15 protein-coding genes and 1 pseudogene are annotated in these 24,160 nt (G+C 72.8%); all 16 read left to right on the top strand.

The window, feature by feature from the left end:
* Positions 1-962, top strand: a pseudogene (locus ACFRQN_RS21255) (hypothetical protein); the annotation flags it as partial.
* A gap of 78 nt (positions 963-1,040) precedes the next feature.
* Positions 1,041-2,051: a methionine synthase gene (locus ACFRQN_RS21250; RefSeq protein ID WP_234348454.1), complete on the top strand. Its 1,011-nt coding sequence runs from the start codon at positions 1,041-1,043 to the stop codon at positions 2,049-2,051.
* Positions 2,052-2,070: 19 nt separating this feature from the next.
* Complete coding sequence (gene ligA, locus ACFRQN_RS21245) at positions 2,071-4,359, top strand: NAD-dependent DNA ligase LigA (RefSeq protein WP_380741537.1); 2,289 nt, start codon at positions 2,071-2,073, stop codon at positions 4,357-4,359.
* Positions 4,360-4,681: 322 nt separating this feature from the next.
* On the top strand, positions 4,682-6,481 hold the full coding sequence (locus tag ACFRQN_RS21240; protein ID WP_380741536.1) for a putative bifunctional diguanylate cyclase/phosphodiesterase: 1,800 nt from the start codon (positions 4,682-4,684) through the stop codon (positions 6,479-6,481).
* A gap of 245 nt (positions 6,482-6,726) precedes the next feature.
* Positions 6,727-7,023 (top strand): Asp-tRNA(Asn)/Glu-tRNA(Gln) amidotransferase subunit GatC, encoded by a 297-nt coding sequence (gatC, locus tag ACFRQN_RS21235; protein ID WP_049657766.1) that lies wholly within the window; start codon positions 6,727-6,729, stop codon positions 7,021-7,023.
* A 5-nt stretch (positions 7,024-7,028) separates the two neighbouring features.
* A complete protein-coding gene (gene gatA, locus ACFRQN_RS21230) occupies positions 7,029-8,522 on the top strand; it encodes an Asp-tRNA(Asn)/Glu-tRNA(Gln) amidotransferase subunit GatA (RefSeq protein WP_375877160.1) in 1,494 nt (497 codons plus the stop codon).
* Positions 8,519-8,776: a hypothetical protein gene (locus ACFRQN_RS21225; RefSeq protein WP_049657770.1), complete on the top strand. Its 258-nt coding sequence runs from the start codon at positions 8,519-8,521 to the stop codon at positions 8,774-8,776. The genes gatA and ACFRQN_RS21225 overlap by 4 nt, the downstream gene beginning before the upstream one ends.
* Positions 8,777-8,859: 83 nt before the next feature.
* Positions 8,860-10,365, top strand: a complete 1,506-nt coding sequence (gatB, locus tag ACFRQN_RS21220; protein WP_049657772.1) for an Asp-tRNA(Asn)/Glu-tRNA(Gln) amidotransferase subunit GatB — start codon at positions 8,860-8,862, stop codon at positions 10,363-10,365.
* A 249-nt stretch (positions 10,366-10,614) separates the two neighbouring features.
* Positions 10,615-10,773, top strand: coding sequence for a hypothetical protein (locus ACFRQN_RS21215; protein WP_158077676.1), 159 nt, complete (start codon positions 10,615-10,617; stop codon positions 10,771-10,773).
* 152 nt (positions 10,774-10,925) lie between these two features.
* Entirely contained in the window at positions 10,926-13,991 is a 3,066-nt protein-coding gene (locus ACFRQN_RS21210) for an AAA family ATPase (protein WP_380741535.1), read from the top strand.
* 638 nt (positions 13,992-14,629) lie between these two features.
* On the top strand, positions 14,630-17,659 hold the full coding sequence (locus ACFRQN_RS21205; protein WP_380741540.1) for an EAL domain-containing protein: 3,030 nt from the start codon (positions 14,630-14,632) through the stop codon (positions 17,657-17,659).
* A gap of 330 nt (positions 17,660-17,989) precedes the next feature.
* Positions 17,990-19,843 carry an acetolactate synthase large subunit gene (locus ACFRQN_RS21200; RefSeq protein ID WP_049657944.1) on the top strand — a complete coding sequence of 618 codons (1,854 nt, stop codon included), beginning with the start codon at positions 17,990-17,992 and terminating at the stop codon, positions 19,841-19,843.
* Positions 19,844-19,875: 32 nt separating this feature from the next.
* Positions 19,876-20,400 carry an acetolactate synthase small subunit gene (ilvN, locus tag ACFRQN_RS21195; protein WP_049657946.1) on the top strand — a complete coding sequence of 175 codons (525 nt, stop codon included), beginning with the start codon at positions 19,876-19,878 and terminating at the stop codon, positions 20,398-20,400.
* 110 nt (positions 20,401-20,510) lie between these two features.
* Positions 20,511-21,509 carry a ketol-acid reductoisomerase gene (gene ilvC, locus ACFRQN_RS21190; protein WP_049657948.1) on the top strand — a complete coding sequence of 333 codons (999 nt, stop codon included), beginning with the start codon at positions 20,511-20,513 and terminating at the stop codon, positions 21,507-21,509.
* Between the two features lie 243 nt (positions 21,510-21,752).
* The gene (gene serA / locus ACFRQN_RS21185) at positions 21,753-23,339 is read left to right on the top strand and encodes a phosphoglycerate dehydrogenase (protein WP_049657950.1); all 1,587 of its coding nucleotides are present in this window, start codon (positions 21,753-21,755) and stop codon (positions 23,337-23,339) included.
* Between the two features lie 295 nt (positions 23,340-23,634).
* A complete protein-coding gene (locus ACFRQN_RS21180; protein WP_181970683.1) occupies positions 23,635-23,796 on the top strand; it encodes a hypothetical protein in 162 nt (53 codons plus the stop codon).
* Positions 23,797-24,160: the final 364 nt, after the last annotated feature.

The following is a 24,160-nucleotide window of genomic DNA, read 5'->3' as shown; positions in this document are numbered from 1 at the left end:
AGACGGTCACCGATCCGCAGGTCGACGGCTGGTTGACCGTCTACCCGCACGGTGCCGCGGTGCCGAACACCTCCAACCTCAACTGGCCAGCCGGGCGTACGGTTTCGAACCTGGTGACGGTGCCGGTGGTGGACGGCAAGGTGTCCTTCCACAACGCCTCCGGCGGCACGGTGCACCTGGTCGCCGACCTGGCGGGCTACTACGGCCCGAAGGGTTCGCTGTTCCATGCCCAGGGTCCGGCCCGGCTGCTGGACACCCGTCAGCCGATCGGCGTGCCGGCGGCGCAGGCCGTGGCGGCGGACGGCACCGTCGACCTCCAGGTGGCCGGTGTCGCGGGCGTTCCGGTGGAGGGCGTGACGGCCGTGACGATGAACGTGACGGTCACCGATCCGCAGGTCGACGGCTGGTTGACCGTCTACCCGCACGGTGCCGCGGTGCCGAACACCTCCAACCTCAACTGGCCAGCCGGGCATACGGTTTCGAACCTGGTGACGGTGCCGGTGGTGGACGGCAAGGTGTCCTTCCACAACGCCTCCGGCGGCACGGTGCACCTGGTCGCCGACCTCGCCGGCTACTACGCCACCGAGGGCAAGGTCAGCTACCGCCCGGCCGGCCCGATCCGGGTCCTCGACACCCGCCAGGACACCTACTGGGAGTCGGGCGTCCGCCCGGCGGCCACCGTCCCGGCCTGGGGCACGGTGGACGTCCCGGTCGGCGAGATCCCGAACGCCGCGGCGGTGACCCTGAACGTGACGGTCACCGAGCCGGGCACCGACGGGCACCTGACCGTCTTCCCGCACGGGGACGCGGCGCCGAACGCCTCGAACCTGAACTTCCTGCCGGGCGAGACGATCCCCAACCAGGTGGTCGTCCCGGTCAAGGACGGCAAGGTGTCGTTCTACAACGCGAGCGGTGCTCCGCTGCACCTGATCGTCGACCTGTTCGGCTACCAGTCGTACTGACCCCGCCCCACCCCGACGGCCCCGGTGCCGAGCCCCGTGCTCGGCGCCGGGGCCGTCCGGCTGAGTAGGCTCGGGCGGGTGAGCACCCCACATCCCTTCCCCGACCTGCGTGGCGCCGCCACCGGTGTCGGTTCGCTGCCCGGTACCGACGCCCGGGAGGCCGCCAAGACCTCCACCGGGGCACTGGAGCACCTGCCGTTCCTGCCCGAGCTGCCCGCGCGCGGGCCGGGCGCGGACATGATCGGCCGCGGCGCCGGCCTGCTGGTCGAGCTGTTCGCGCAGACCGAGCCGAGCGGCTGGCGGTTCACCGACCGTCCGGGCCGGGACACCCGGCGCGCCCATTCCTGGCTCGGCGAGGACCTGGACGCGCTGGAGGAGTTCACCCAGGGCTACCAGGGGGCGGTCAAGGTCCAGGCCGTCGGCCCGTGGACGCTGGCGGCGAGCATCGAGCTCAAGCACGGGGAGAAGGCACTCTCCGACCCCGGTGCCTGCCGGGACATCGCCGGCTCGCTGACCGAGGGCCTGCGCCGCCACCTCGCGGACGTCCGCAGGCGGGTGCCCGGCGCGGAGGTGGTCCTCCAGCTCGACGAGCCCTCGCTGCCGGCCGTGCTGTCGGGGTCGGTGAAGACCGCGAGCGGCTTCCAGCGGCTGCGCTCGGTCGACCGGCAGGTCGCCGAGGAGGTGCTGCGCGAGGTGGTCGGGGGCCTGGACGCGCCGGTCGTCGTGCACTCCTGCGCGCCGGACGTCCCGGTCCCGCTGCTGCGCCGGGCCGGGGTCGCCGGGATCTCGCTGGACTTCTCCCTCCTCACCGAGCGCCAGGACGACGACCTCGGCGAGGCGGTGGAGGGCGGCACGATGATCCTCGCTGGTGTCGTCCCCGCCACTGACCAGGCAGTGTCCGACCCTGCCGGTAGTGTCCAGGGTGTCAGGACCTTGTGGCGCAGGCTCGGGTTCGCCCCGGAGCTGCTGGGCCGTCGCGTGCTGGTGACGCCGACCTGCGGGTTGGCCGGGGCCTCCCCGGCGTACGCGCGCAGGGCGCTGTCGTCCGCGGCGCGGGCGGCACAGAGCCTGGTGGACAACCCGGAATGAGAACGTAGGAGGGCTTGCGGTGACGGCTGTCGAGGGCTGGGAGGACGTCCCGGCGGAGGTGCGCAGGCGGCACGCCGAGCTGGCGGCGGAGATCACCGACCACCGGGCCCGGTACTACGAGCAGGACGCGCCGGTCGTCAGCGACGCCGAGTTCGACGTGCTGATGCGGGAGCTGGAGGGGATCGAGGCCGAGCACCCGGCCCTGGTCACCCCGGACTCGCCGACGCAGCGGGTCGGCGGCGCCCCCACCGTGCTGTTCGCCGAGGTCGAGCACCGTGAGCGGCTGCTCAGCCTGGACAACGCGATGGACGACGAGGAGCTGGCGGCCTGGGCGGAGCGGGTCGCCACCGAGCTGCACGGCATCGACTACCACTACCTGTGCGAGCTGAAGGTGGACGGCCTGGCCGTCAACCTCACCTACGAGAACGGGCAGTTGACGCAGGCGGCGACGCGCGGCGACGGCCGGGTCGGCGAGGACATCACCGCGAACGTCCGCACCATCAAGGAGATCCCGCACCGGCTCAAGGGCGAGAACGTCCCGGAGCTGGTGGAGATCCGCGGCGAGGTCTACTTCCCGACGGAGGAGTTCGACGCGCTCAACGCCTCCTTCGCGGAGGAGAACGAGCGGCGCCGGCAGGAGAACGAGGAGCGCGCCAGGGAGGGCAAGCGGCCCCGGGCGATGATCCGGCTGTTCATGAACCCCCGCAACGCCGCCGCCGGTTCGCTGCGCCAGAAGGACCCGCACGTCACCGCCTCCCGCCCGCTGCACATGGTGGTGCACGGCATCGGCGCCCGGGTCGGCTTCGACATCGACAACCAGTCGCACGCCTACCGGCTGCTGCACGACTGGGGCCTGCCGACGGCCCGGCACAACAGGGTGGTGGGGACGCTCGCCGAGGTGCGGGCGTTCATCAAGCACTTCGGCGAGCAGCGGCACTCGGTCGAGCACGAGATCGACGGCGTCGTGGTGAAGGTGGACGAGATCGCCCTGCAGGGCCGGCTCGGCGCCACCTCCAAGTCGCCGCGCTGGGCGATCGCCTGGAAGTACCCGCCGGAGGAGGTCACCGGCCGGCTGGCGGAGATCAAGGTCGGCATCGGCCGCACCGGCCGGGCCACCCCGTACGCGGTGCTGGCCGAGCCGGTGAAGGTGGCCGGCTCGATGGTGCAGTACGCGACGCTGCACAACCAGGAGATCGTCAAGGCCAAGGACGTGCTGCTCGGGGACACCGTGGTGCTGCGCAAGGCGGGCGACGTCATCCCGGAGATCCTCGGCCCGGTGTACGACCTGCGGGACGGCACCGAGCAGGCCTTCGTGATGCCCTCGCACTGCCCGGAGTGCGGCAGCGAGCTGCGGCCGATGGCCGAGGGGGACATCGATCTGCGCTGCCCGAACGCGGAGCGCTGCCCGGCCCAGATCCGGGAGCGGATCGCCTTCCTCGGCGGGCGGCAGTGCCTGGACGTGGAGGGGCTGGGCTACGTCGCGGCCACCGCGCTGACCCAGCCGCTGGAGCCGGCCGAGGCGCCGGTGCGCAACGAGGCCGACATCTTCCGGCTGACGCGGGAGAAGCTGCTGCCGATCAAGGTGCTGGTCCGGGACCCGAAGACGGGCATGCCGAAGCTGGACGACAAGACGGGCAAGGAGAAGGAGGTCTTCTTCTTCGCCACCACCAAGGGCGAGCCGAAGAAGTCGCTGCAGGCCCTGATCGACAACCTGGAGGCGGCGAAGCAGCGGCCGCTGTGGCGGTTCGTCAACGGTCTGTCGATCCGGCACGTCGGTCCGGTCGCCGCGCAGGCGCTGGCCCGGGAGTTCCGCGACCTGACGAAGATCTTCGAGGCGAGCGAGGAGCAGCTGGCGGCCGTCGAGGGGGTCGGTCCGACGATCGCCCGCTCGATCCAGGAGTGGTACGCGGAGGAGTGGCACAAGGAGGTCCTCCGGAACTGGGAGGCGGACGGCGTCCGCTTCACCGAGGAGTTCGCGGACGAGGAGGAGGCGGAGCGCCCGCTGGAGGGGCTGACCGTGGTGGTGACGGGCACGCTGGCCGGCCACACCCGGGACGGCGCCAAGGAGGCGCTGACCTCGCGCGGAGCGAAGGTGACCGGTTCGGTTTCGAAAAAGACCGATTTTGTGGTCGCCGGTGACAACCCAGGGTCCAAGTACGACAAGGCTGTTCAGCTCGGCCTGCCGGTCCTGGACGACGCCGGGTTCGCCGTCCTGCTCGCCGACGGGCCGTCCGCCGCCCGCGCCCACCTGGGGCTTCCGGAGCCCGAGGAGGCCGGAGAGGCGGCGGGGGAGACTGTCGAGGACTGATCCGGAGCCGCCCCGATCGGCTGATGACCGGATCGGTGTTGTTATCGTCCTGATGCAACGTCACCGGGTGCCGCACCGTGAAAGCGGGCATTGTGTCACTGTGCGGCACCCGGGCGCGGTGGCGCGTTTCCGGTTGTCCGAAAGTCTGCCCACCGGGTGGACCCCGGCATACCCTGGAGCGCAACAGAGTGTCAGCAGGGGTGGGGGCGCCGGCTGGACCGGAGTTCCACGGGGTCGCTCCATGCCCGGCAGCTGTCGGTACCGGCACGGTGCCTCACCGTAAGGCGGCCTGACGGGGCGGGCCCGACGGAGGACAGGGCTTATGGATCGTACGACCGGCGGTGCGCCCACACGCCCGCCGCAGGGGGTGGCGGGTGCGGTCCTGCTGCTCGGCGTGCTGCTGGCCGGAGCCGCGCCGCTCATCCCGCTGGCCGTCCTGGTCTACCGGTACGAACCCGAGTTGCTGCCGCTGTTCGCCGTGCCCCTGGCGGTGCTGGTGGCGGCCTGGCGGATCGCCCGGGACCGCGCCCGCGACCAACTGACCGACCCGCTGACGGATCTGCCGAACCGTCAGGCCCTGCTGCTGGCCGCCCAGGAGGCGATTGCGGAGTGTGAGCAGGGGTACAGCGTCGGTCTCATCCTGCTCGACCTCGATCGCTTCCGATCGCTCAACGACACACTCGGTCATACGGCCGGCGACCGGCTGCTGGTTCACATCGCCCGCCGGCTGCACCGGGCCCTGCGCTCCGGCGGCCCGGCCGGCAGCGCCACCCGGGAGTCCATCGACGACGTCTTCGCCGGCCTGCCCCGGCACTACCGCCGCGGCCGCCCGATGGTGGCCCGGATGGGCGGCGACGAGTTCGCCGTCCTGCTGCCCGGCATCAACTGCCCGGACAGCCTGGAGCGGGTCGCCAAGGCGCTGATCGCCGAACTGGCCGCCCCGATCCGGCTGGACGGGCTGCTGCTCGTCCTGGAGGCCAGCGGCGGCGTCTGCGTCTACCCGCAGCACGCCCAGGACGCCGAGTCGCTGCTGCGCCGGGCCGACGTCGCGATGGGCCACGCCCAGCGCGGCTGCTGCGGCGTCGCCCAGTACGACGAGACCCAGGACGCCGACACGCCGTACCGGATCGGGCTGTTGGGGGACCTGCGCCGGGCGCTGGAGACCGGCGAGGTGCAGCTGCACTACCAGCCGAAGGTGGCCTTCGACGGCCGGGTGGTCGGCCTGGAGGCGCTGCTGCGCTGGGAGCGGCCCGGCCAGGGGAAGGTCTCGCCGGACGAGTTCGTCGGGCTCGCCGAGTCCAGCGGCCTGATGCCGCGGCTCACCGACTACGTGCTGGAGGCGGCCGTCGGCCAGCTCGCCTACTGGCGCGAGCAGGGCCTCCAGGTGCAGGTCGCGGTCAACGTCTCGCCGCGCGACGTGCTCAACCCCGGCTTCGCCCAGCGGGTGGCCGGCCACCTCGTCCGCCACCAGGTGCCGGCCCACGCGCTCCAGCTGGAGATCACCGAGCGGCTGCTGCTGGACGACTCCCGGCGGGCCGCCGACACCCTGGCCGAACTGCGCGGCTACGGCGTCGGGATGTCCCTGGACGACTTCGGCACCGGGCACTCCTCGCTGGTGCGGCTGCGCAGCCTGCCGGTCGGCGAGCTGAAGATCGACCGCTCCTTCGTCTCCCGGATGGTCGCCGACGACCACGACGCGGCGGTGGTCCGCTGCTCGGTGGAGCTCGCCCACTCGCTGGGCCTGACCGTGGTCGCCGAGGGCGTCGAGGACGACGAGACCTGGGAGCGGCTGCACTGCATGGGCGTGGACGCCGTCCAGGGCTGGCTGGTGTCGGCCGCGCTGCCGGCCGAGCAGGCCACCGCCTGGCTGCGGGTGCACCGCACCGGCGCCCCGCCGGTGGAGCGGCTCGGCCTGCCGCCCCAGCTGCACGCCGGCTTCCAGCCGGCCCAGGGCGCCAAGCCGATCGGCCCGGCGGCCAGGCCGCCGGCACTGCCGCCGCCGACGCTCCCGCCGGTCCGGCCGCCGGTCATCCCGCCCACGCTGCCGCCGGTGGCCCAGGTGGTGCAGGCCGCGCACCGGGAGATCAAGCCGCAGGGCTGGGCCCGCACCCGGCCGCAGTAGCCCGCCGGACGCAGTAGCCCGCCGGACGCCGCCGCCGGGCCGCGACGGGAGCCGGCGACGGGCGTGACAGGTGTCGGCGACGGCCGCCGCGGATCACTCGTTGGCCGGGGTAGGGGACGGGCCCCATAGGATGGGGTCCAAAGACCACGAGGACGGAGCGCCGAACCCGGCTGCTCCTGCCCGGGCCCGGCTCCGCCCGCAAGGCACCGCCGGGTCTCACCAGAACTCACCCTGAGGATCGCTGCATGCCTGGCATCACGCGCGAGGAGGTCGCCCACCTCGCCCGGCTGTCGCGTCTTGAGCTGAAGCCCGAAGAGCTGGACCACTTCGCCGAGCAGCTCGACGTGATCATCGGCGCGGTCGCCCGCGTTTCCGAGGTCGCCGGACAGGACGTCCCGCCGACCTCCCACCCGCTGCCGCTGACCAACGTCATGCGCGCGGACGAGGTGCGGCCGTCGCTCACCCCGGAGCAGGCGCTGTCCGGCGCCCCCGCCTCCGAGGAGCAGCGTTTCCGTGTGCCGCAGATCCTCGGGGAGGACTGACCGATATGACCGAGCTGATCCGCTACACCGCCGCCGAGACCGCGAGCGCCATCGCCAAGGGCGAGGTGTCCGCCGTCGAGGTCGCGCAGGCCCACCTGGACCGCATCGGAGCCGTCGACAAGAAGGTCAACGCCTTCCTGCACGTCGACACCGAGGGCGCGCTGGCCGCGGCCAAGGCCGTGGACGACAAGCGCGCCAAGGGCGAGGAGCTGGGCCCGCTGGCCGGCGTCCCGCTCGCGCTCAAGGACGTCTTCACCACCAAGGGCATCCCGACCACCTGTGGTTCGAAGATGCTCGAGGGCTGGATCCCGCCGTACGACGCCACGCTGACCAGCCGTCTCAAGGACGCTGACGTGGTCATCCTCGGCAAGACCAACATGGACGAGTTCGCGATGGGCTCCTCCACCGAGAACTCCGCGTACGGCGCGACCGGCAACCCGTGGGACCTCTCCCGCATCCCCGGCGGCTCCGGCGGCGGTTCGGCCGCCGCGCTGGCCGCCTTCGAGGCCCCGCTGGCGATCGGCACCGACACCGGCGGCTCGATCCGCCAGCCCGGCGCCGTCACCGGCACCGTCGGCGTCAAGCCGACCTACGGCTCGGTGTCCCGCTACGGCCTGGTCGCCTTCTCCAGCAGCCTGGACCAGGGCGGCCCGTGCGCCCGCACCGTGCTGGACGCGGCCCTGCTGCACGAGGCCATCGCCGGCCACGACCCGCTGGACTCCACCTCGATCGACGCGCCCGTCCCGGCCGTCGTCGAGGCCGCCAAGATGCGCGACATCCGCGGCATGCGGATCGGCGTCGTCAAGGAGTTCGCCGGCGAGGGCTACCAGGCCGGCGTCATGCAGCGCTTCGACGAGTCGGTGGAGCTGCTGCGCGAGCTGGGCGCCGAGGTCGTCGAGGTCTCCTGCCCGTCGTTCACCCTGGCGCTGCCGGCGTACTACCTGATCGCGCCCAGCGAGTGCTCCTCCAACCTGGCCCGCTTCGACGCGATGCGCTACGGCCTGCGGGTCGGCGACGACGGCAGCCGCTCGGCCGAGGAGGTCACCGCCCTGACCCGCGAGGCCGGCTTCGGCCCCGAGGTCAAGCGCCGCATCATCCTGGGCACCTACGCGCTGTCCTCGGGCTACTACGACGCCTACTACGGCTCGGCCCAGAAGGTCCGCACGCTCATCTCGCGCGACTTCGACGCGGCCTTCGCGGGCGTGGACGTCCTGGTCTCGCCGACCACGCCGACCACCGCCTTCCCGATCGGCGAGCGCGCCGACGACCCGATGGCGATGTACCTGGCCGACCTGTGCACGATTCCGTCGAACCTGGCGGGCAACGCGGCCATGTCGCTGCCGGTCGGCCTGGCCCCGGAGGACAATCTCCCGGTCGGCCTCCAGATCATCGCACCCGCGATGGCGGACGACCGCCTGTACCGCGTGGGCGGCGCCGTCGAGGCCGCACTCAACGACAAGTGGGGGCACACCCTGCTGGAGGAGGCACCGGCACTGTGAGCAAGATCGAGAAGGCCAAGGGCTCCGGCTCGCTGAAGGGCTTCAAGCACTCCAAGCCCGGCCTGTGGCTGTCCATCGGCACCAGCGCGTTCGGCGCGATCTCCGTCGTCAAGGACGTCCGCAAGGCCCGCGAGGAGAGCGACACCCTCAAGCTGGTCAACGCCCTGGTCGGCGCGGCCGCGCTGGTCACCGGCACCGCCCTGCTGGTGCGCGAGCTGCGTCAGCTGGGCTCCGACGACGTGCTGCTGGGCTGAGCTGAGTCAAGCGCCCAGGCCCGGCCCCGCGCGACGCGGCGGCCGGGCCCGTACCTCCCAAGCTTCAAGTGAGAAGGGACGCTGTGAGCGTCATGAACCTGGTCTCCTACGAGGACGCTCTCGCGTCGTACGACCCGGTGATGGGCCTTGAGGTCCACGTCGAGCTGGGTACCAAGACCAAGATGTTCTGCGGTTGCTCGACCGAGCTGGGTGCCGAGCCGAACAGCCAGACCTGCCCGACCTGCCTGGGCCTGCCGGGCTCGCTGCCGGTGGTCAACGCGGTCGGCGTGGAGTCGGCGGTCAAGATCGGCCTGGCGCTGAACTGCGAGATCGCCGAGTGGTGCCGGTTCGCGCGGAAGAACTACTTCTACCCGGACATGCCCAAGAACTTCCAGACCTCGCAGTACGACGAGCCGATCGCCTTCAACGGCTACCTCGACGTGCAGCTGGAGGACGGCTCGACCTTCCGGGTGGAGATCGAGCGCGCCCACATGGAGGAGGACACCGGCAAGTCCAGCCACGTCGGCGGGGCCACCGGCCGCATCCACGGCGCCACCCACTCGCTGCTCGACTACAACCGGGCCGGCATCCCGCTGATCGAGATCGTCACCAAGCCGATCGAGGGCGCCGGCGAGCGCGCCCCCGAGGTCGCCAAGGCGTACGTCGCCGAGCTGCGCGAGGTGATCCGCTCGCTCGACGTCTCCGAGGCCCGGATGGACAAGGGCCAGATGCGCTGCGACGTCAACCTGTCGCTGCGCCCGAACGGCACCGAGACCTTCGGCACCCGCTCGGAGACCAAGAACGTCAACTCGCTGCGCAGCGTGGAGCGGGCCGCCCGGTTCGAGATCCGGCGCCACGCCACCGTGCTGACCGACGGCGGCACCATCGTCCAGGAGACCCGCCACTTCCACGAGGAGGACGGCTCCACCACCTCGGGCCGGATCAAGGACAACGCCGAGGACTACCGCTACTTCCCCGAGCCGGACCTGGTGCCGGTGGCCCCCGCCCGCGCGTGGGTCGAGGAGCTGCGCGCCGCCCTGCCCGAGCTGCCGCGGGTGCGCCGCGCCCGGCTCCAGGCCGAGTGGGACCTGTCCGACAAGGACATGCAGTCGGTGCTCAACGCCGGTGCGGTGGGCCCGATCCAGGAGACCATCGCGGCCGGTGCCCCGGCCGACCAGGCCCGCAAGTGGTGGATGGGCGAGCTGGCGCGCCGCGCCAACGAGACCGGCACCGAGCTGAGCGAGCAGCCGATCACCCCGGCGCAGGTCGCCCGGGTCGCCGCGCTGGTCGCCGAGGGCAAGCTGAACGACAAGCTGGCCCGCCAGGTCATCGAGGCCGTGCTGGCCGGCGAGGGCGAGCCGGACGCGATCGTCGAGAAGCGCGGCCTGGCCGTGGTCTCGGACGACTCCGCGCTGGGTGCCGCCGTCGACCAGGCCATCGCCGAGAACGAGGGGATCGCCGCCAAGATCCGCGACGGCAAGGTCCAGGCCGTGGGCGCGCTGGTCGGCGCGGTCATGAAGGCCACCCGCGGCCAGGCCGACGCCGCCCGCGTGAAGGACCTGATCCTGGAGCGGCTGGGCGCAGCCTAGGTCGTCAGCCCTTCCTTCCTAAGGCGCCTAAGGCATCTAAGGCCCTCTAAGTAAGGCCTAAGGCCCCGCCTCACCTATGTATCTGGGTGAGGCGGGGCCTTAAACCTTTTCTGGCGCCCGATCTGCGCCCGATCTAAGGCATCCGGGCCCCGGAAGATGCGGCAGGCTCCCGATGCGGCACCCCCCACTGGCGGAGGAAGCTCTTACCTGTCAGCAGGACGCAGTGGAAAACCCGAGGGGGAACCGGAAATGATCGAGTACCAGACCTTCCAGCAACAGGCCCACGAGCTCGTGGCCCGCGCCGAGCACGAGCGCCTGGTGCGCGAGGCCAAGGAGGCCCGCCGCCTGCGGCAGCGCCCGGTGGCCGCCCGCTTCCAGCGGCGCCCCGTGCGTCGGCCCGAATGCTGACGGTGCGGCACCACGACGGTGCCGAAGGAACTCCGGAGGGGGAGACGCTGCGAGTGAGCGTCTCCCCCTCCGGGCGTTCGGGCCCTTCGACCCGTTCGCCAGGGGAGATAACCCCTCGGCCGGGCCCCACCGGCTATGGCATGCTCGCCTCCATGCAGCACACATCGGTCAGCCCCGTCTTCGTCGGCCGCGGAAGCGAGATCACCGAGCTGACCGACGCGCTGCGCCGCGCGGGCACCGGCAGCCCGCAGTCCGTCCTGATCGGCGGCGAGGCGGGGGTCGGCAAGACCCGGCTGCTGGAGGAGTTCCTGGAGCGGGCCGCCGCCCAGGGGGCGGTCACCTCGCTCGGCAGCTGTCTGGAGGTCGGCGCCGAGGGCCTGCCGTACGCGCCGCTGGCCGCCGCGCTGCGCCGGCTGCACCGCTCGCTGGGCGCCGAACTGGAGGCCGCCGCGGCCGGCAGCGAGAGCCATCTCGCCCTGCTGCTCTCCGAGTTCGGCGAGGTGGACGGCGAACCCAACGACGAGTACAGCCGGGCCCGGCTGTTCGAGCACACCGCGAGGCTGTTCGAACGGCTCGGCGCGGAGCGTACCCTCGTCCTCGCCGTCGAGGACCTGCACTGGTCCGACCGCTCCACCCGCGAGCTGCTCGCCTTCCTGGTGCGCACCCTGCACCGCTCCCGGGTGCTGCTGGTCGCCACCTACCGCACCGACGACCTGCACCGCCGGCACCCGCTGCGCCCCTTCCTGGCCGAGCTCGAACGGCTGCGCACCGTCCAGCGGCTGGAGCTGGCGCGGTTCGACCGCCGCGAGGTGGCCGCCCAGCTGGCCGGCATCCTCGGCACCACCGTCCCCGACCGCCAGCTGGTGGACCGCATCCACCGCCGTTCGGAGGGGAACCCGTTCTTCGTCGAGGAGCTGGCCACCGCCTTCGAGGACGGCTTCGGCGCCGGGCTGACCGACTCGCTGCGGGACATCCTGCTGGTACGGGTCGAGGGCCTGGACGAGGAGGCCCAGCGGGTGGTGCGGATCGCCGCCGAGGGCGGCTCGCACGTCGAACACGCCCTGCTGGCCGCCGTCCTGGACGACGACGAGGAGGCGCTGATCGAGGCGCTGCGGGCGGCCGTCGGCGCCAACATCCTGCGCCCGGACAGCGAGGGCGAGGGCTACCGGTTCCGCCACGCGCTGGTCCGCGAGGCGGTCTCGGACGACCTGCTGCCCGGCGAACGGCACCGGATCAACCGCAGGTTCGCGCTCGCGGTGGAGGCCCAGCCGCAGCTGGTCCCCGGTGACGCGCTGGCCGCCCGGCTGGCCAACTACTGGTACCACGCGCACGATCCGGCCCGCGCCCTGCCGACGGCCCTGGACGCCGCCCGCGCGGCCCGCCGCCGCAACGCCTTCGCCGAGCAGCTCGGCATGCTGGAACGCGCCCTGGAGCTGTGGGACCTGGTCTCCGAGGAGGTGCTGGCGCACACCCTGCGCCCGTACGACTGGGCCGAGACCTACCCGCCCGGCTCCTGCGACCACAGCACCGCGGACGGGGACTGCGACCGGATCCAGCTGGTCGACGTGCTGGCCGAGGCGGTGGTCGCGGCCCGGCGCTGCGGCGACCGCGAGCGCGGCCTGAGCCTGGCCAAGCGCGGGCTGCGGCTGGTCGACGAGGCCGAGCACCCGGTGCGCGCGGCCTGGTTCCGGATCAACCGGGCCCGGATGCTGGGCAGCCTGCGCCGCTCCGGCGACGAGGAGGAGATCGCGAACGCGCTGCGGCTGGTGGAACACCTGCCGCCGACCGCGGTCCAGGCCGAGGTGCTCGCGCTCGGCGCCGGGACGGCGATGCTCAAGAAGCCCACCCCGGCGGCGATCGAGCTGGCCGAGCGGGCGATCCGGATCGCCGAGGAGGTGGGCGCGCACTCGGTCGAGGTGCACGCCCGGATGACCCTCGGCGGCCTGCGCTACGACGTCCAGGGCGACGCCGAGGGCGGGCTGGCCGAGCTCGCCGGGGCGGTCGAACGGGCCCGCCGGCTGGGCGTGCCCGACCTGCTGCTGCGCGGCATCAACAACCTGGCCAGCATGCAGCGCGGACTCGGGCACCCCGAGGACGCGGTCCGACTGGCCCGGGAGGGCCTGGAGTACGCGAACGGCAACGGCCTGCTGCGCAACATCGGCGCCATCCTGACCGGCAACCTGGTCGAGGCGCTCGCCGACCTCGGGCGGGCCCGGGAGGCCACCGAGGTGCTGGTCGGCTACGAGGCGGCCAGCCCGACCGGCACCCACGCCGAGTTCCTGGACCGGATGCGTGGCGAACTCGCCCTGCTCAAGGGGGACCTGGCCACCGCGGGGACGATGCTGGCGCAGGCCCGGTCGGCCAACCGGGTCGGCCAGGTCCAGCACAGCGTGCCGATCAGCCGGCTGGCGGTGCGGCTCGCGGCGCTCGGCGGCCGGCCGCTGGAGGCCCGCGCCGAACTGCTCGCCGCGCTGGAGGAGGACGGCCGGCTCGGCCACGAGTCCGACGTCTACCCGCTGCTGGCCGAGGCCGCCGCGGTGGAGGCGGACAGCCGGGGCCTGCCGCAGGCCGAGGCGGGCCGGCCCGGGGCGCTGGCCGCGATCGCCGCGGCCGCCGCCGCACTGCGGCCCCGGGCACCGTTGCACCACGGCTGGGCCCGGCTGCTGGAGGCCGAACTGGCCCGCGCCGAGGGCGCGGACACCCCGCAGGGGTGGGCCGCCGCCGTCGAGGCGCTGCGGCCGACCGGCCTGCCGTTCCCGCTGGCGCTCGCCCTGCTGCGGGCCGGCGAGGCCGAGGTGCAGGCCGGCCGGCGCGAGGCCGCCGCCGAACTGCTGCGCGAGGCGGCCGAACTGGCGGCCGCCCGGGGCGACCGGCTGCTCGGCGGGCAGATCGCCGCGCTGGCCGAGCGGGCCGGGCTGAGCCTCGCCCCGGCCGGGCGGACGGCCGGACGGGCGGGCGGGGGGACGGCCGCGGTGCCGGCCCAGGCCGCGGGGGACTCCTTCAACCTCACCCCCCGGGAGCGGGACGTGCTCCGGCTGCTCGCGCGCGGCTGGACCAACCGGCAGATCGCCGAGGAGCTGTACATCTCTCCGAAGACCGCGAGCGTGCACGTCTCCAACATCCTCGGCAAGCTCGGGGTCGGCGGCCGGGGCGAGGCGGCCGCACTGGCGCACCGGCTGCGGCTGTTCCCGGAGGACCTGGCCCCCTCGGGCCGCTGAACAGGGCCCCGCTGAACAGGACTCCGCTGAACAGGACTCCACTGGACAGGGCCCCGCTGAACAGGACTCCACTGGACAGGGCCCCGCTGAGCAGGGCCCCATTGAACTGGGCGCCACGACGGACCCGGACCGGCCCCGGCCGGTCCGGGTCCGCTGTCCGTCCGCCCCGGCAGCACGGATCGTCCACCCTGGCACCGGTGTTCGGGCGCCGCCGCGTGCTCCCGTGCGCGCCGCGTGAGCCCCTGCCCGCGCGCCGCCGCCAATCGGGCCGATCCGTAGGAATCAGGGGCATTTCCCCACCCTTTCGCCATTACTCTAAGTTGAGTGTGCGTGTCATTGAGTGACGGGATTGGTGTAGGGTCCATTTTGGGAGCATCGGTACGGTGCGGCGGCCGGCAGGCCGCCCACCCCCTGGGCCACCGTCCTGACGGGGCGCCAGGCCACCGCGTACGTCCGACAGGTGCGCGGCCGGTGGCCCGTGGCCGGGGCGCGAGGCCCCGGGCCGGAGGGGGAGAGGCCGAGTGAGCTCCACCGAAACGGTGCTGCCCGGAACCGGACGGCCGGACGCACCGCACACCGACACGTCCGCCGCCGACGTGCCCGCACCCGCCCGCCGCGGCCCGCTGTACCGGCCCGGGGTGAGCCGTACGCTGCCCGGGTTCGCCCTGGGCGCGCTCTGCGTGGCCTACGCGACCGGCGCCGCCGCCGGCTGGGGATCGCACCAACTGTCCGTCTTCATGGGCGACTTCGGGTTGGCCGCGGCGGCCCTGGCGGCCGCGCTGTCCTGCCTGGTGTACGGCTGCACGGTCGGCGGCCACGCCCGCCCGGCCTGGCTGCTGTTCGGCCTCTCCTCGCTCATGGTCGCCTTCGGCAACGGCACCTGGGGCTGGTACGAGCTGGTCGTGCGCACCCCGCTGCCCCGGGACTCGCTCGCCGAGTACGCCTTCCTGCTGTTCGCCCCGCTCGCCATCACCGGTGTCCTGGTGCTCGCCCAGCACCCGCGCACGGCGGCCGGCTGGCTCTGCCTGCTGCTCGACGGCTGGCTGATCGCCGGCTCGCTGTTCACCCTCAGCTGGAGCCTGGCGCTCGGCCGGATCGCGGCCGGCGAGGACGGCTCACCGCTGCGCCTGGCCCTCAACCTGGCCTACCCGGTGCTGGACATCCTGCTGGTCAGCCTGGTGGTCGGGCTGCGCTTCGGCGGCCGGGACGGCAACCGGGCGGCGGTGCACACCGCGATGCTGGCGCTCGCCGTCACCGTCACCTGCGACGCCCTGTTCACCTCCCCGGAGCTGCGCAGCAGCTACCACTCGGGCGAACTGCTGGACGCCGGCTGGTTCGCCGGCAGCCTGCTGCTGGGCTGGGCGCCGTGGTCGCCGCGCTGGCGCCGTCCGCTGCGCGACCACCCCTCGGCCGGCGGCCTGCCGCACCGCCGGGTGGCGACCACCTTCAGCGCGCTGACCCCGTACGCGGCCGCCGCGGTCTGCACCGCGGGCATTCTCTACAACGCCCTCGGCGGACGGGAGTTGGACCGTGTGGTGGCCGCGGCGGCCTGCACCGTCGGGCTGGCGCTGATCCTCCGGCAGGGCGTCATGCTGCTCGACAACCTGTCGCTGGCGCAGGAACTCGCCCACAAGGAGGCGCACTTCCGCTCCCTGGTGCAGGGCTCCAGCGACGTCATCATGATCGCCGGCGCCAACGGCGTGCTCTCCTACGTCTCCCCGGCCGCGCTCGGCGTCTACGGGCGGGACCCGGAGGAACTGGTCGGCGGCAACCTGCTGGACCTGGTCCACCCCGAGGACGTCGGCCGGGTGCTCTCCGAGGTCCGCCGCTACCTCGCCAGGGTCCGGCTCACCACCCACCGCAGCCCCGGCACCGCCGAGCCCTCCGCCCGGGTCGAGTGCCGGATCAGCTCCGGCGCCGGCGAGTGGCTGTACGTCGAGTCGACCGTCAGCAGACACCGCGACGGCCTGCTGCTCAACAGCCGGGACGTCACCGAACGCGTCATGCTCCAGGCCCAGTTGCAGCACAACGCCTTCCACGACCCGCTCACCGACCTGCCCAACCGGGCGCTGTTCACCCAGCGGCTGCGGGCCGCCCTCGGCGCCCGCGGCCAGCAGGGCGGGACGGGCGCCGGGATCGCGGTGCTCTTCATCGACCTGGACGGCTTCAAGGCGGTCAACGACACCGCCGGGCACCAGGTCGGCGACGAACTGCTGGTGCAGGCGGCCCGCCGGCTGCAGAGCGCCGTCCGCTGCGGGGACACCGTCGCCCGGTTCGGCGGCGACGAGTTCGCCGCGCTGGTCTGCGGCCCGCTCGGCCGCCTCCAGGTCCAGGAGCTGGCCGAGCGGCTGCGCCTCGCGCTCTCCGAGCCGTACTGGATCGGCGGCGCCGAACTCGGCGTCGCCGCCAGCATCGGCATCGCCTTCGGCACCCCCGAACGCGGCCCGGCGGCCGACCCCAGAACCGCGGCCGACGAGCTGATGCGCAACGCCGACCTGGCGATGTACCGGGCCAAGTCCGAGGGCAAGGGCCGGGTGGTGCTCTACACCCCCGCGATGCGGGCCGACCTGGAGCGCCGCACCGAGCTGGAGGAGCGGCTGCGGCTGGCCGTCCGGGAGGGCGGCTTCACCCTGCTCCACCAGCCGGTGGTGGACCTCGGCAGCGGCGCGGTGACCGGCGTCGAGGCGCAGGCCCGCTGGCGCTCGGTGGGCGGCCTGCTGCTCACCCCGGCCGAGTTCCTGCGCTCGGCCGAGCACGGCGACGCGGCCACCCGGTTCTCCCGCTGGCTGGTCCTGGAGGCGGTCAGCGCGGCCGTCGAGCGGCGCGGCCTGCCCGGCGGCAGGGGCCGCGGCACGCCGGAGCCCGTCCCGGTGGCCGTCCGGCTCTCGGTGGAGCGGCTCTGCTCGCCCGGCCTGTACGAGACGGTGGCCTCGGCGCTGCGCGACAGCGGGCTGCCCGCCGACGAACTGGTCATCGAGGTGGCCCGGATGGGCCCGGACTCGCTCGCCGACGAACTCGGCCGCCGGCTCTCCGCCCTGCGCGGGCTCGGCGTCTCCACCTGGCTGGCCGGGTACGGGGCCGGCGGCGGCTCGCTCGGCGCGCTCGCCCGGCTGCCGCTGGACGGGCTCAAGCTGGACCGCACGCTCGTCCAGGACCTCGGCGAGTCCCCGCTCAGCCGCACCCTCGCCGGGCACGCGCTGCGGCTCGGCCGCGACCTCGGGATGACCACCGCCGCCGAGGGGGTGGACCTGCCCCGCCAGGTCGCCGCGCTGCGGGAGCTGGGCTGCGGGCAGGCCCAGGGCTCGGCCTTCGCCCCGCCGCTGGACGAGCCCCGGCTGCGCCGGGCGCTGGCCCGCCGCGGCTACCCGCTGCCCACCCCGACCGGCCCGCTGGCCACGCCGCCGGGCCCGCTGGCCACGCCGCCGGGCCCGCTGGCCACGCCGCCGGGCCCGGCCGGACCGCTGTCGGCCCGCCGCCCGTACCCGCCCGCGGACACCCGCCCGCCCGTCCCCGAGGACACCCGGACGAGTGGCCGCGGCAGCGGCCGGACGGACGCCGCGCCGGGGCGTGGCGCACATCACCATGGCGGCTCTGACCTGCCCGAACACCGTGCCGTTACTGGCCCGCCGGGTGGTCCGCATGGCGAGACGGTCGTCCCACCTGCTTGACACGCCGCCCCGCACGGGAGGAAGGTCGTTGCCATGCGCACCCGAATTCTCGTACTTGGCGGGCGCGTCGGCTGAGTGGGCTCGTACGCCCTGCTCGTGACAGACCGACGCGCCACCCCTCGCATGCCCTTGGGCACGAGGGGTTTTTTGTTGCACTGACGCTGTTCCACCTCCGCAAGACCCCTGGCCTCGACCGCCCTGGCCCGTCCGATCCGTCGGACCGAGCGGGACGATTGAGGCAGAGCCGGCGCTCGACCCGGACCGGGACCCCACCCTCGCAGCACGGGGCCCGCAGCACCGGGTCGGCAAAACCCGAGAAGAGACAGGCAGATGACCGAGCACGCCGCATCCCCCCGCCGCGGGGACAACCCGGCCGCCAACGCTCCCGCTCCCCAGCACGTCGTCGAGACCATGACCGGCGCCCAGTCGCTCATCCGCTCCCTCGAGGCCGTGGGCGCGGACACCGTCTTCGGCATCCCGGGCGGCGCCATCCTTCCCGCGTACGACCCCCTGATGGACTCCGTCAAGGTGCGCCACATCCTGGTCCGGCACGAGCAGGGCGCCGGCCACGCCGCCACCGGCTACGCCCAGGCCACCGGCCGGGTCGGGGTCTGCATGGCGACCTCCGGTCCGGGTGCGACCAACCTGGTCACCCCGATCGCCGACGCCTACATGGACTCGGTGCCCGTCGTCGCGATCACCGGCCAGGTCTCCTCCAAGGCGATCGGCACCGACGCCTTCCAGGAGGCGGACATCTGCGGCATCACGATGCCGATCACCAAGCACAACTACCTGGTCACCGACCCGGCCGAGATCCCCCGGGTGATCGCCGAGGCCTTCCACATCGCCGCCACCGGCCGCCCCGGCCCGGTCCTGGTCGACATCGCCAAGGACGCGCTCCAGGCGACCACCACCTTCCGCTGGCCGGTCGAGACCGCGCTGCCCGGCTACCGCCCGGTGACCAAGCCGCACGCCAAGCAGATCCGCGAGGCCGCGAAGATGCTGGTCGGCGCCAAGCGGCCGGTGCTGTACGTCGGCGGCGGCGTGCTCAAGGCGCGGGCCACCGCCGAGCTGCGGATCCTCGCCGAGCTGACCGGCGCCCCGGTGGTCACCACCCTGATGGCGCTCGGCGCGTTCCCGGACAGCCACCCGCAGCACCTGGGCATGCCCGGCATGCACGGCTCCGTCCCCGCCGTCACCGCGCTCCAGAAGTCCGACCTGCTGTTCACCCTCGGCGCCCGCTTCGACGACCGCGTCACCGGCAAGCTGGACGGCTTCGCCCCCAACGCCAAGGTCGTCCACGCCGACATCGACCCGGCCGAGATCGGCAAGAACCGTCCGGCGGACGTGCCGATCGTCGGCGACGCCCGCGAGGTGCTCGCCGACCTGATCGTCGCCGTCCAGGCCGAGTTCGACGCCGGCCACAAGGGCGACTACACCGAGTGGTGGGAGCGGCTCGACGAGTGGAAGAAGACCTACCCGCTCGGCTACGAGCCGGCCCCGGAGGGGCGGCTCTCGCCGCAGCAGGTCATCGAGCGGATCGGGACGCTGGTCGGCCCCGAGGCGATCTACGCCGCGGGCGTGGGCCAGCACCAGATGTGGAGCTCGCAGTTCATCCGGTTCGAGAAGCCGGGCACCTGGCTCAACTCGGGCGGCGCCGGGACGATGGGCTACGCCGTCCCCGCGGCGATGGGCGCCAAGGCCGGCCGCCCGGAGAGCGCGGTCTGGGCCATCGACGGCGACGGCTGCTTCCAGATGACCAACCAGGAACTGGTCACCTGCGCCCTGAACGACATCCCGATCAAGGTCGCGGTCATCAACAACGGCTCGCTGGGCATGGTCCGGCAGTGGCAGACGCTGTTCTACAACCAGCGCTACTCCAACACCGTGCTGCACTCCGGCCCCGGCCACGACGGCATCGAGCCGCCGGCCCAGGGCACCCGGATCCCCGACTTCGTCAAGCTGTCCGAGGCGATGGGCTGCGTGGGCCTGCGCTGCGAGCGCCCCGAGGACCTCGACGCGGTCATCCGGCAGGCGATGGAGATCAACGACCGCCCGGTCGTCATCGACTTCATCGTCCACCAGGACGCCATGGTCTGGCCGATGGTCGCGGCCGGCACCAGCAACGACGAGATCCAGTTCGCCAAGGGCGTGCGCCCCGACTTCGGCGACGACCTCGACTGATGTCCCCCTCTCCAGAACGACTGAGGAATCCCATGTCCAAGCACACCCTCTCCGTCCTGGTCGAGAACAAGCCCGGCGTGCTCGCCCGCATCGCCGCCCTGTTCTCCCGTCGGGGTTTCAACATCGACTCCCTCGCCGTCGGCTCGACCGAGCATCCGGACGTGTCCCGGATGACGATCGTGGTCAACGTCGAGGACCTCCCGCTGGAACAGGTCACCAAGCAGCTCAACAAGCTCGTGAACGTGATAAAGATCGTCGAACTCGACCAGTCCGCTGCGATCCAGCGGGAACTGGTCCTGGTGAAGGTCCGCGCCGACAACGAGACCCGGTCGCAGATCGTCGAGATCGTCCAGCTGTTCCGTGCCAAGACCGTCGACGTGTCGCCGGAAGCGGTGACCATCGAGGCCACCGGCAGCTCGGACAAGCTGGAGGCCATGCTCCGGATGCTGGAGCCTTACGGCATCAAGGAGTTGGTCCAGTCCGGCCTGGTCGCCATCGGCCGCGGCGCGCGCTCCATCACGGACCGCTCGCTGCGCGCCCTGGACCGCAGCGCGTGAACAGCGCGCCTCCGCGTCTCAATCCCTGAAGCAAAGACCCACACCACACCGCGTGCGCATACGGTGAACACCGCGTACCCGGACCCCATCACGCAAGGAGATGTGCCCCCGTGGCCGAGCTGTTCTACGAAGACGACGCCGACCTGTCCATCATCCAGGGCCGCAAGGTCGCGGTCATCGGCTACGGCAGCCAGGGCCACGCCCACGCGCTGTCGCTGCGCGACTCCGGCGCCGACGTCCGGGTCGGCCTGAAGCCGGAGTCCAAGTCCCGTGCCAAGGCGGAGGAGGCCGGCCTGCGCGTCGTCACCCCGGCCGAGGCCGCGGCCGAGGCCGACGTCATCATGATCCTGGTCCCGGACCCGATCCAGGCCGACGTCTACGAGGCCGACATCGCCCCGCACCTGAAGGCCGGCGACGCCCTGTTCTTCGGCCACGGCCTGAACATCCGCTTCGGCTTCATCAAGCCCCCGGCGGACGTCGACGTCTGCATGGTCGCCCCGAAGGGCCCGGGCCACCTGGTCCGCCGCCAGTACGAGGAGGGCCGCGGCGTCCCCGCGATCGTCGCGGTCGAGCAGGACGCCTCGGGCAAGGCCTTCGAGCTGGCGCTGTCCTACGCCAAGGGCCTGGGCGCCACCAAGGCCGGCGTCATCAAGACCACCTTCACCGAGGAGACCGAGACCGACCTGTTCGGTGAGCAGGCCGTCCTCTGCGGTGGCACCGCTGCCCTGGTGAAGGCCGGGTTCGAGACCCTGGTCGAGGCCGGCTACCAGCCGGAGATCGCCTACTTCGAGTGCCTGCACGAGCTGAAGCTCATCGTCGACCTGATGTACGAGGGCGGCCTGGAGAAGATGCGCTGGTCGGTCTCCGAGACCGCCGAGTGGGGCGACTACGTCACCGGCCCGCGGATCATCACCGCGGACACCAAGGCCGCGATGAAGCAGGTCCTCGCCGAGATCCAGGACGGCACCTTCGCCAACACCTGGATCGCCGAGTACAAGGCGGGCCTGCCCAAGTACAACGAGTACAAGAAGGCCGACGAGGACCACCTGCTGGAGACCACCGGCAAGAAGCTGCGCTCGCTGATGAGCTGGGTCAACGAGAACGCCTGACCCCTTCCGGGCCGTTTCCCCGGCCCCGAATTTGTAACGTCCTTGTACAAGTAGGCTGCTCTCGTCCGGGTGATTTCGCCGGACGGGAGCAGCCCGCTACCCAGCCCGTCGATACACTCCGAGTGCGCGTCAGGCCCACAGCGTCGTGCGTCTACCTACGCGGCATGCCACCTTCCCCCGCCCTCCACGCCACCTACGTGCCCGGGGGAACCGGACAGTTAAGGACCCACTGTCGTGAGCACTGTGACCTCCAAAAGCGCTGTCGTACTGATCGCCGAAGAGCTCTCGCCCGCCACCGTCGACGCCCTCGGCCCCGACTTCGAGATCCGCCACTGCAACGGCGCCGACCGCACCGAGCTGCTCACCGCGATCGCCGACGTCGACGCGATCCTGATCCGCTCCGCCACCAAGGTCGACGCCGAGGCGCTGGCCGCCGCCCGCAAGCTCAAGGTGGTCGCCCGGGCCGGCGTCGGCCTGGACAACGTGGACGTCGCCGCCGCCACCAAGGCCGGCGTGATGGTCGTCAACGCGCCGACCTCCAACATCGTCACCGCCGCCGAGCTCGCCTGCGGCCTGCTGATCTCCGTCGCCCGCAACATCGCGCCGGCCAACGCCGCGCTCAAGCAGGGCGAGTGGAAGCGCAACAAGTACACCGGCGTCGAGCTGAGCGAGAAGACCCTCGGCGTCGTCGGCCTCGGCCGGATCGGCGTCCTGGTCGCCCAGCGGATGTCCGCGTTCGGCATGAAGATTGTCGCGTACGACCCCTACATCCAGGCCGCCCGCGCCGCGCAGATGGGCGTCAAGCTGGTCACGCTGGAGGAGCTGCTGGAGGTGTCGGACTTCATCACCGTCCACCTCCCCAAGACCCCGGAGACCATCGGCCTGATCGGCGACGAGGCGCTGCACAAGGTCAAGCCGACCGTCCGCATCGTGAACGCCGCCCGCGGCGGCATCGTGGACGAGGAGGCGCTGGCGAGCGCGCTGCGCGAGGGCCGGGTGGCCGGCGCCGGCCTGGACGTGTACGCCAAGGAGCCGTGCACCGACTCCCCGCTGTTCGCCTTCGACAACGTGGTCGCCACCCCGCACCTGGGCGCCTCCACCGACGAGGCGCAGGAGAAGGCCGGCATCGCGGTCGCCCGCTCGGTGCGCCTCGCGCTGGCCGGCGAGCTGGTGCCGGACGCGGTGAACGTCCAGGGCGGCGTGATCGCCGAGGACGTCCGCCCGGGCCTGCCGCTGGCCGAGAAGCTCGGCCGGATCTTCACCGCGCTGGCCGGCGAGGTGGCCGTCCGCCTCGACGTCGAGGTCCGCGGCGAGATCACCCAGCACGACGTGAAGGTGCTCGAACTGTCCGCGCTGAAGGGCGTGTTCGAGGACGTGGTGGCGGAGACGGTGTCCTACGTCAACGCCCCGCTGTTCGCCCAGGAGCGCGGTGTCGAGGTCCGTCTGACCACCTCCAGCGAGAGCCTCGAGCACCGCAACGTGATCACCGTCCGCGGCACGCTCGGGAACGGCGAGGAGATCGCCATCTCCGGCACGCTGGCCGGCCCCAAGCAGACCCAGAAGATCGTCGGCGTGGACGCCTTCGACGTGGACGTGGCGCTCACCGACCACATGGCCTTCTTCAAGTACGAGGACCGCCCCGGCGTGGTCGGCGTGCTCGGCCGCCACCTCGGCGACGCGGGCATCAACATCGCCGGCATGCAGGTCGCCCGCGACGGCGGCAGCGCGCTGGCCTCCATCACCGTGGACACCGAGATCCCGCAGGAGGTGCTCTCGGCGATCGCCGCCGAGATCGGCGCCCGCTTCGCGCGCTCGGTCGACCTGGGCTGATCCTCCGGCCCCAGGGCCGTCCCGGCAGGGCCCGGACCACCGTTCGACGGTGGTCCGGGCCCTGCTGCGTTCTCCCGGGTGAGACCCGTCTCAGATACTAGGAAATCCAAGTATTCGTGCAGACACGGCCGGGGCGTGGTCGTACCGTGGAAGGGCCGTACGGTGTGCCGCCCCTGTAGCCAGGGCGCGCGGCCCGTGTACGCGTGCGCCTTCACGAGCAGGCGATCCCTGCTCCCGCGCTCCCTTTCCCCTCTTCGCGCTCGCCTTCCGCAGCGCCGCTTCCAAGGAGCCCGGTATGTCGCCGACCGCCGACCGTCACGCCACGTCCGCCCCCGCCGCCGCCCCCGTCCGCGCCCCGCGCCGCCGCCGGGCCGTCGAGCGGAACCCCTTCGCGGCCGCCGCCCTCCAGCGTGCGCTGGACCGCCGGGACAACGGCGGCGCGACCGGCCACCACTGAGCGGCCGGCGCCTCCGGGGCGGATTGCCCGGCGGTGGCGTTCATCCGTCGAATGGGCCGTACGGGTGCGCCGGATGTCACCCAGTAGAGTGCAACCCCGGTCCGTCCGAGGGAAGTTGCTCGTCCCCGTCGGCGCGATCATCCTAATTTGGGGCCCTCGGAGGGGTGATCGACGTTCGCGTGGGCGAGCGTCAGCGACACGGTGTGCGGATCAGTCCCCCTGCCGGGGGAGAGGGCCCAGTGCGTCTGCCACCCGTCCGCCGACCCGCCGCCCGGATCGGCCTCACCCTGGCCCTGCTGGCCGGAAGCGCCGTCCTCGCCGCCACCCCGGCGGCCGGCGGCCCACCGTCCGCGGGGCCGCCGTC

This window comes from Kitasatospora sp. NPDC056800 (genome assembly GCF_042789775.1).
In the GTDB taxonomy this organism is placed as follows: Bacteria; Actinomycetota; Actinomycetes; order Streptomycetales; family Streptomycetaceae; genus Kitasatospora.
Note: the sequence above shows the minus strand (reverse complement) of the source record. Positions and strands in the feature narration are given on the sequence as shown.

What these genes read in the sequence shown, in the direction of transcription:
- ACFRQN_RS21210 (WP_380741535.1), top strand. Translation starts at nt 10,926, where the DNA reads ATGCAGCACACATCGGTCAGCCCCGTCTTCGTCGGCCGCGGAAGCGAG.
- ACFRQN_RS21200 (WP_049657944.1), top strand. Translation starts at nt 17,990, where the DNA reads ATGACCGAGCACGCCGCATCCCCCCGCCGCGGGGACAACCCGGCCGCC.
- gatA (WP_375877160.1), top strand. Translation starts at nt 7,029, where the DNA reads ATGACCGAGCTGATCCGCTACACCGCCGCCGAGACCGCGAGCGCCATC.
- gatC (WP_049657766.1), top strand. Translation starts at nt 6,727, where the DNA reads ATGCCTGGCATCACGCGCGAGGAGGTCGCCCACCTCGCCCGGCTGTCG.
- ACFRQN_RS21240 (WP_380741536.1), top strand. Translation starts at nt 4,682, where the DNA reads ATGGATCGTACGACCGGCGGTGCGCCCACACGCCCGCCGCAGGGGGTG.
- ilvN (WP_049657946.1), top strand. Translation starts at nt 19,876, where the DNA reads ATGTCCAAGCACACCCTCTCCGTCCTGGTCGAGAACAAGCCCGGCGTG.
- ACFRQN_RS21180 (WP_181970683.1), top strand. Translation starts at nt 23,635, where the DNA reads ATGTCGCCGACCGCCGACCGTCACGCCACGTCCGCCCCCGCCGCCGCC.
- ACFRQN_RS21215 (WP_158077676.1), top strand. Translation starts at nt 10,615, where the DNA reads ATGATCGAGTACCAGACCTTCCAGCAACAGGCCCACGAGCTCGTGGCC.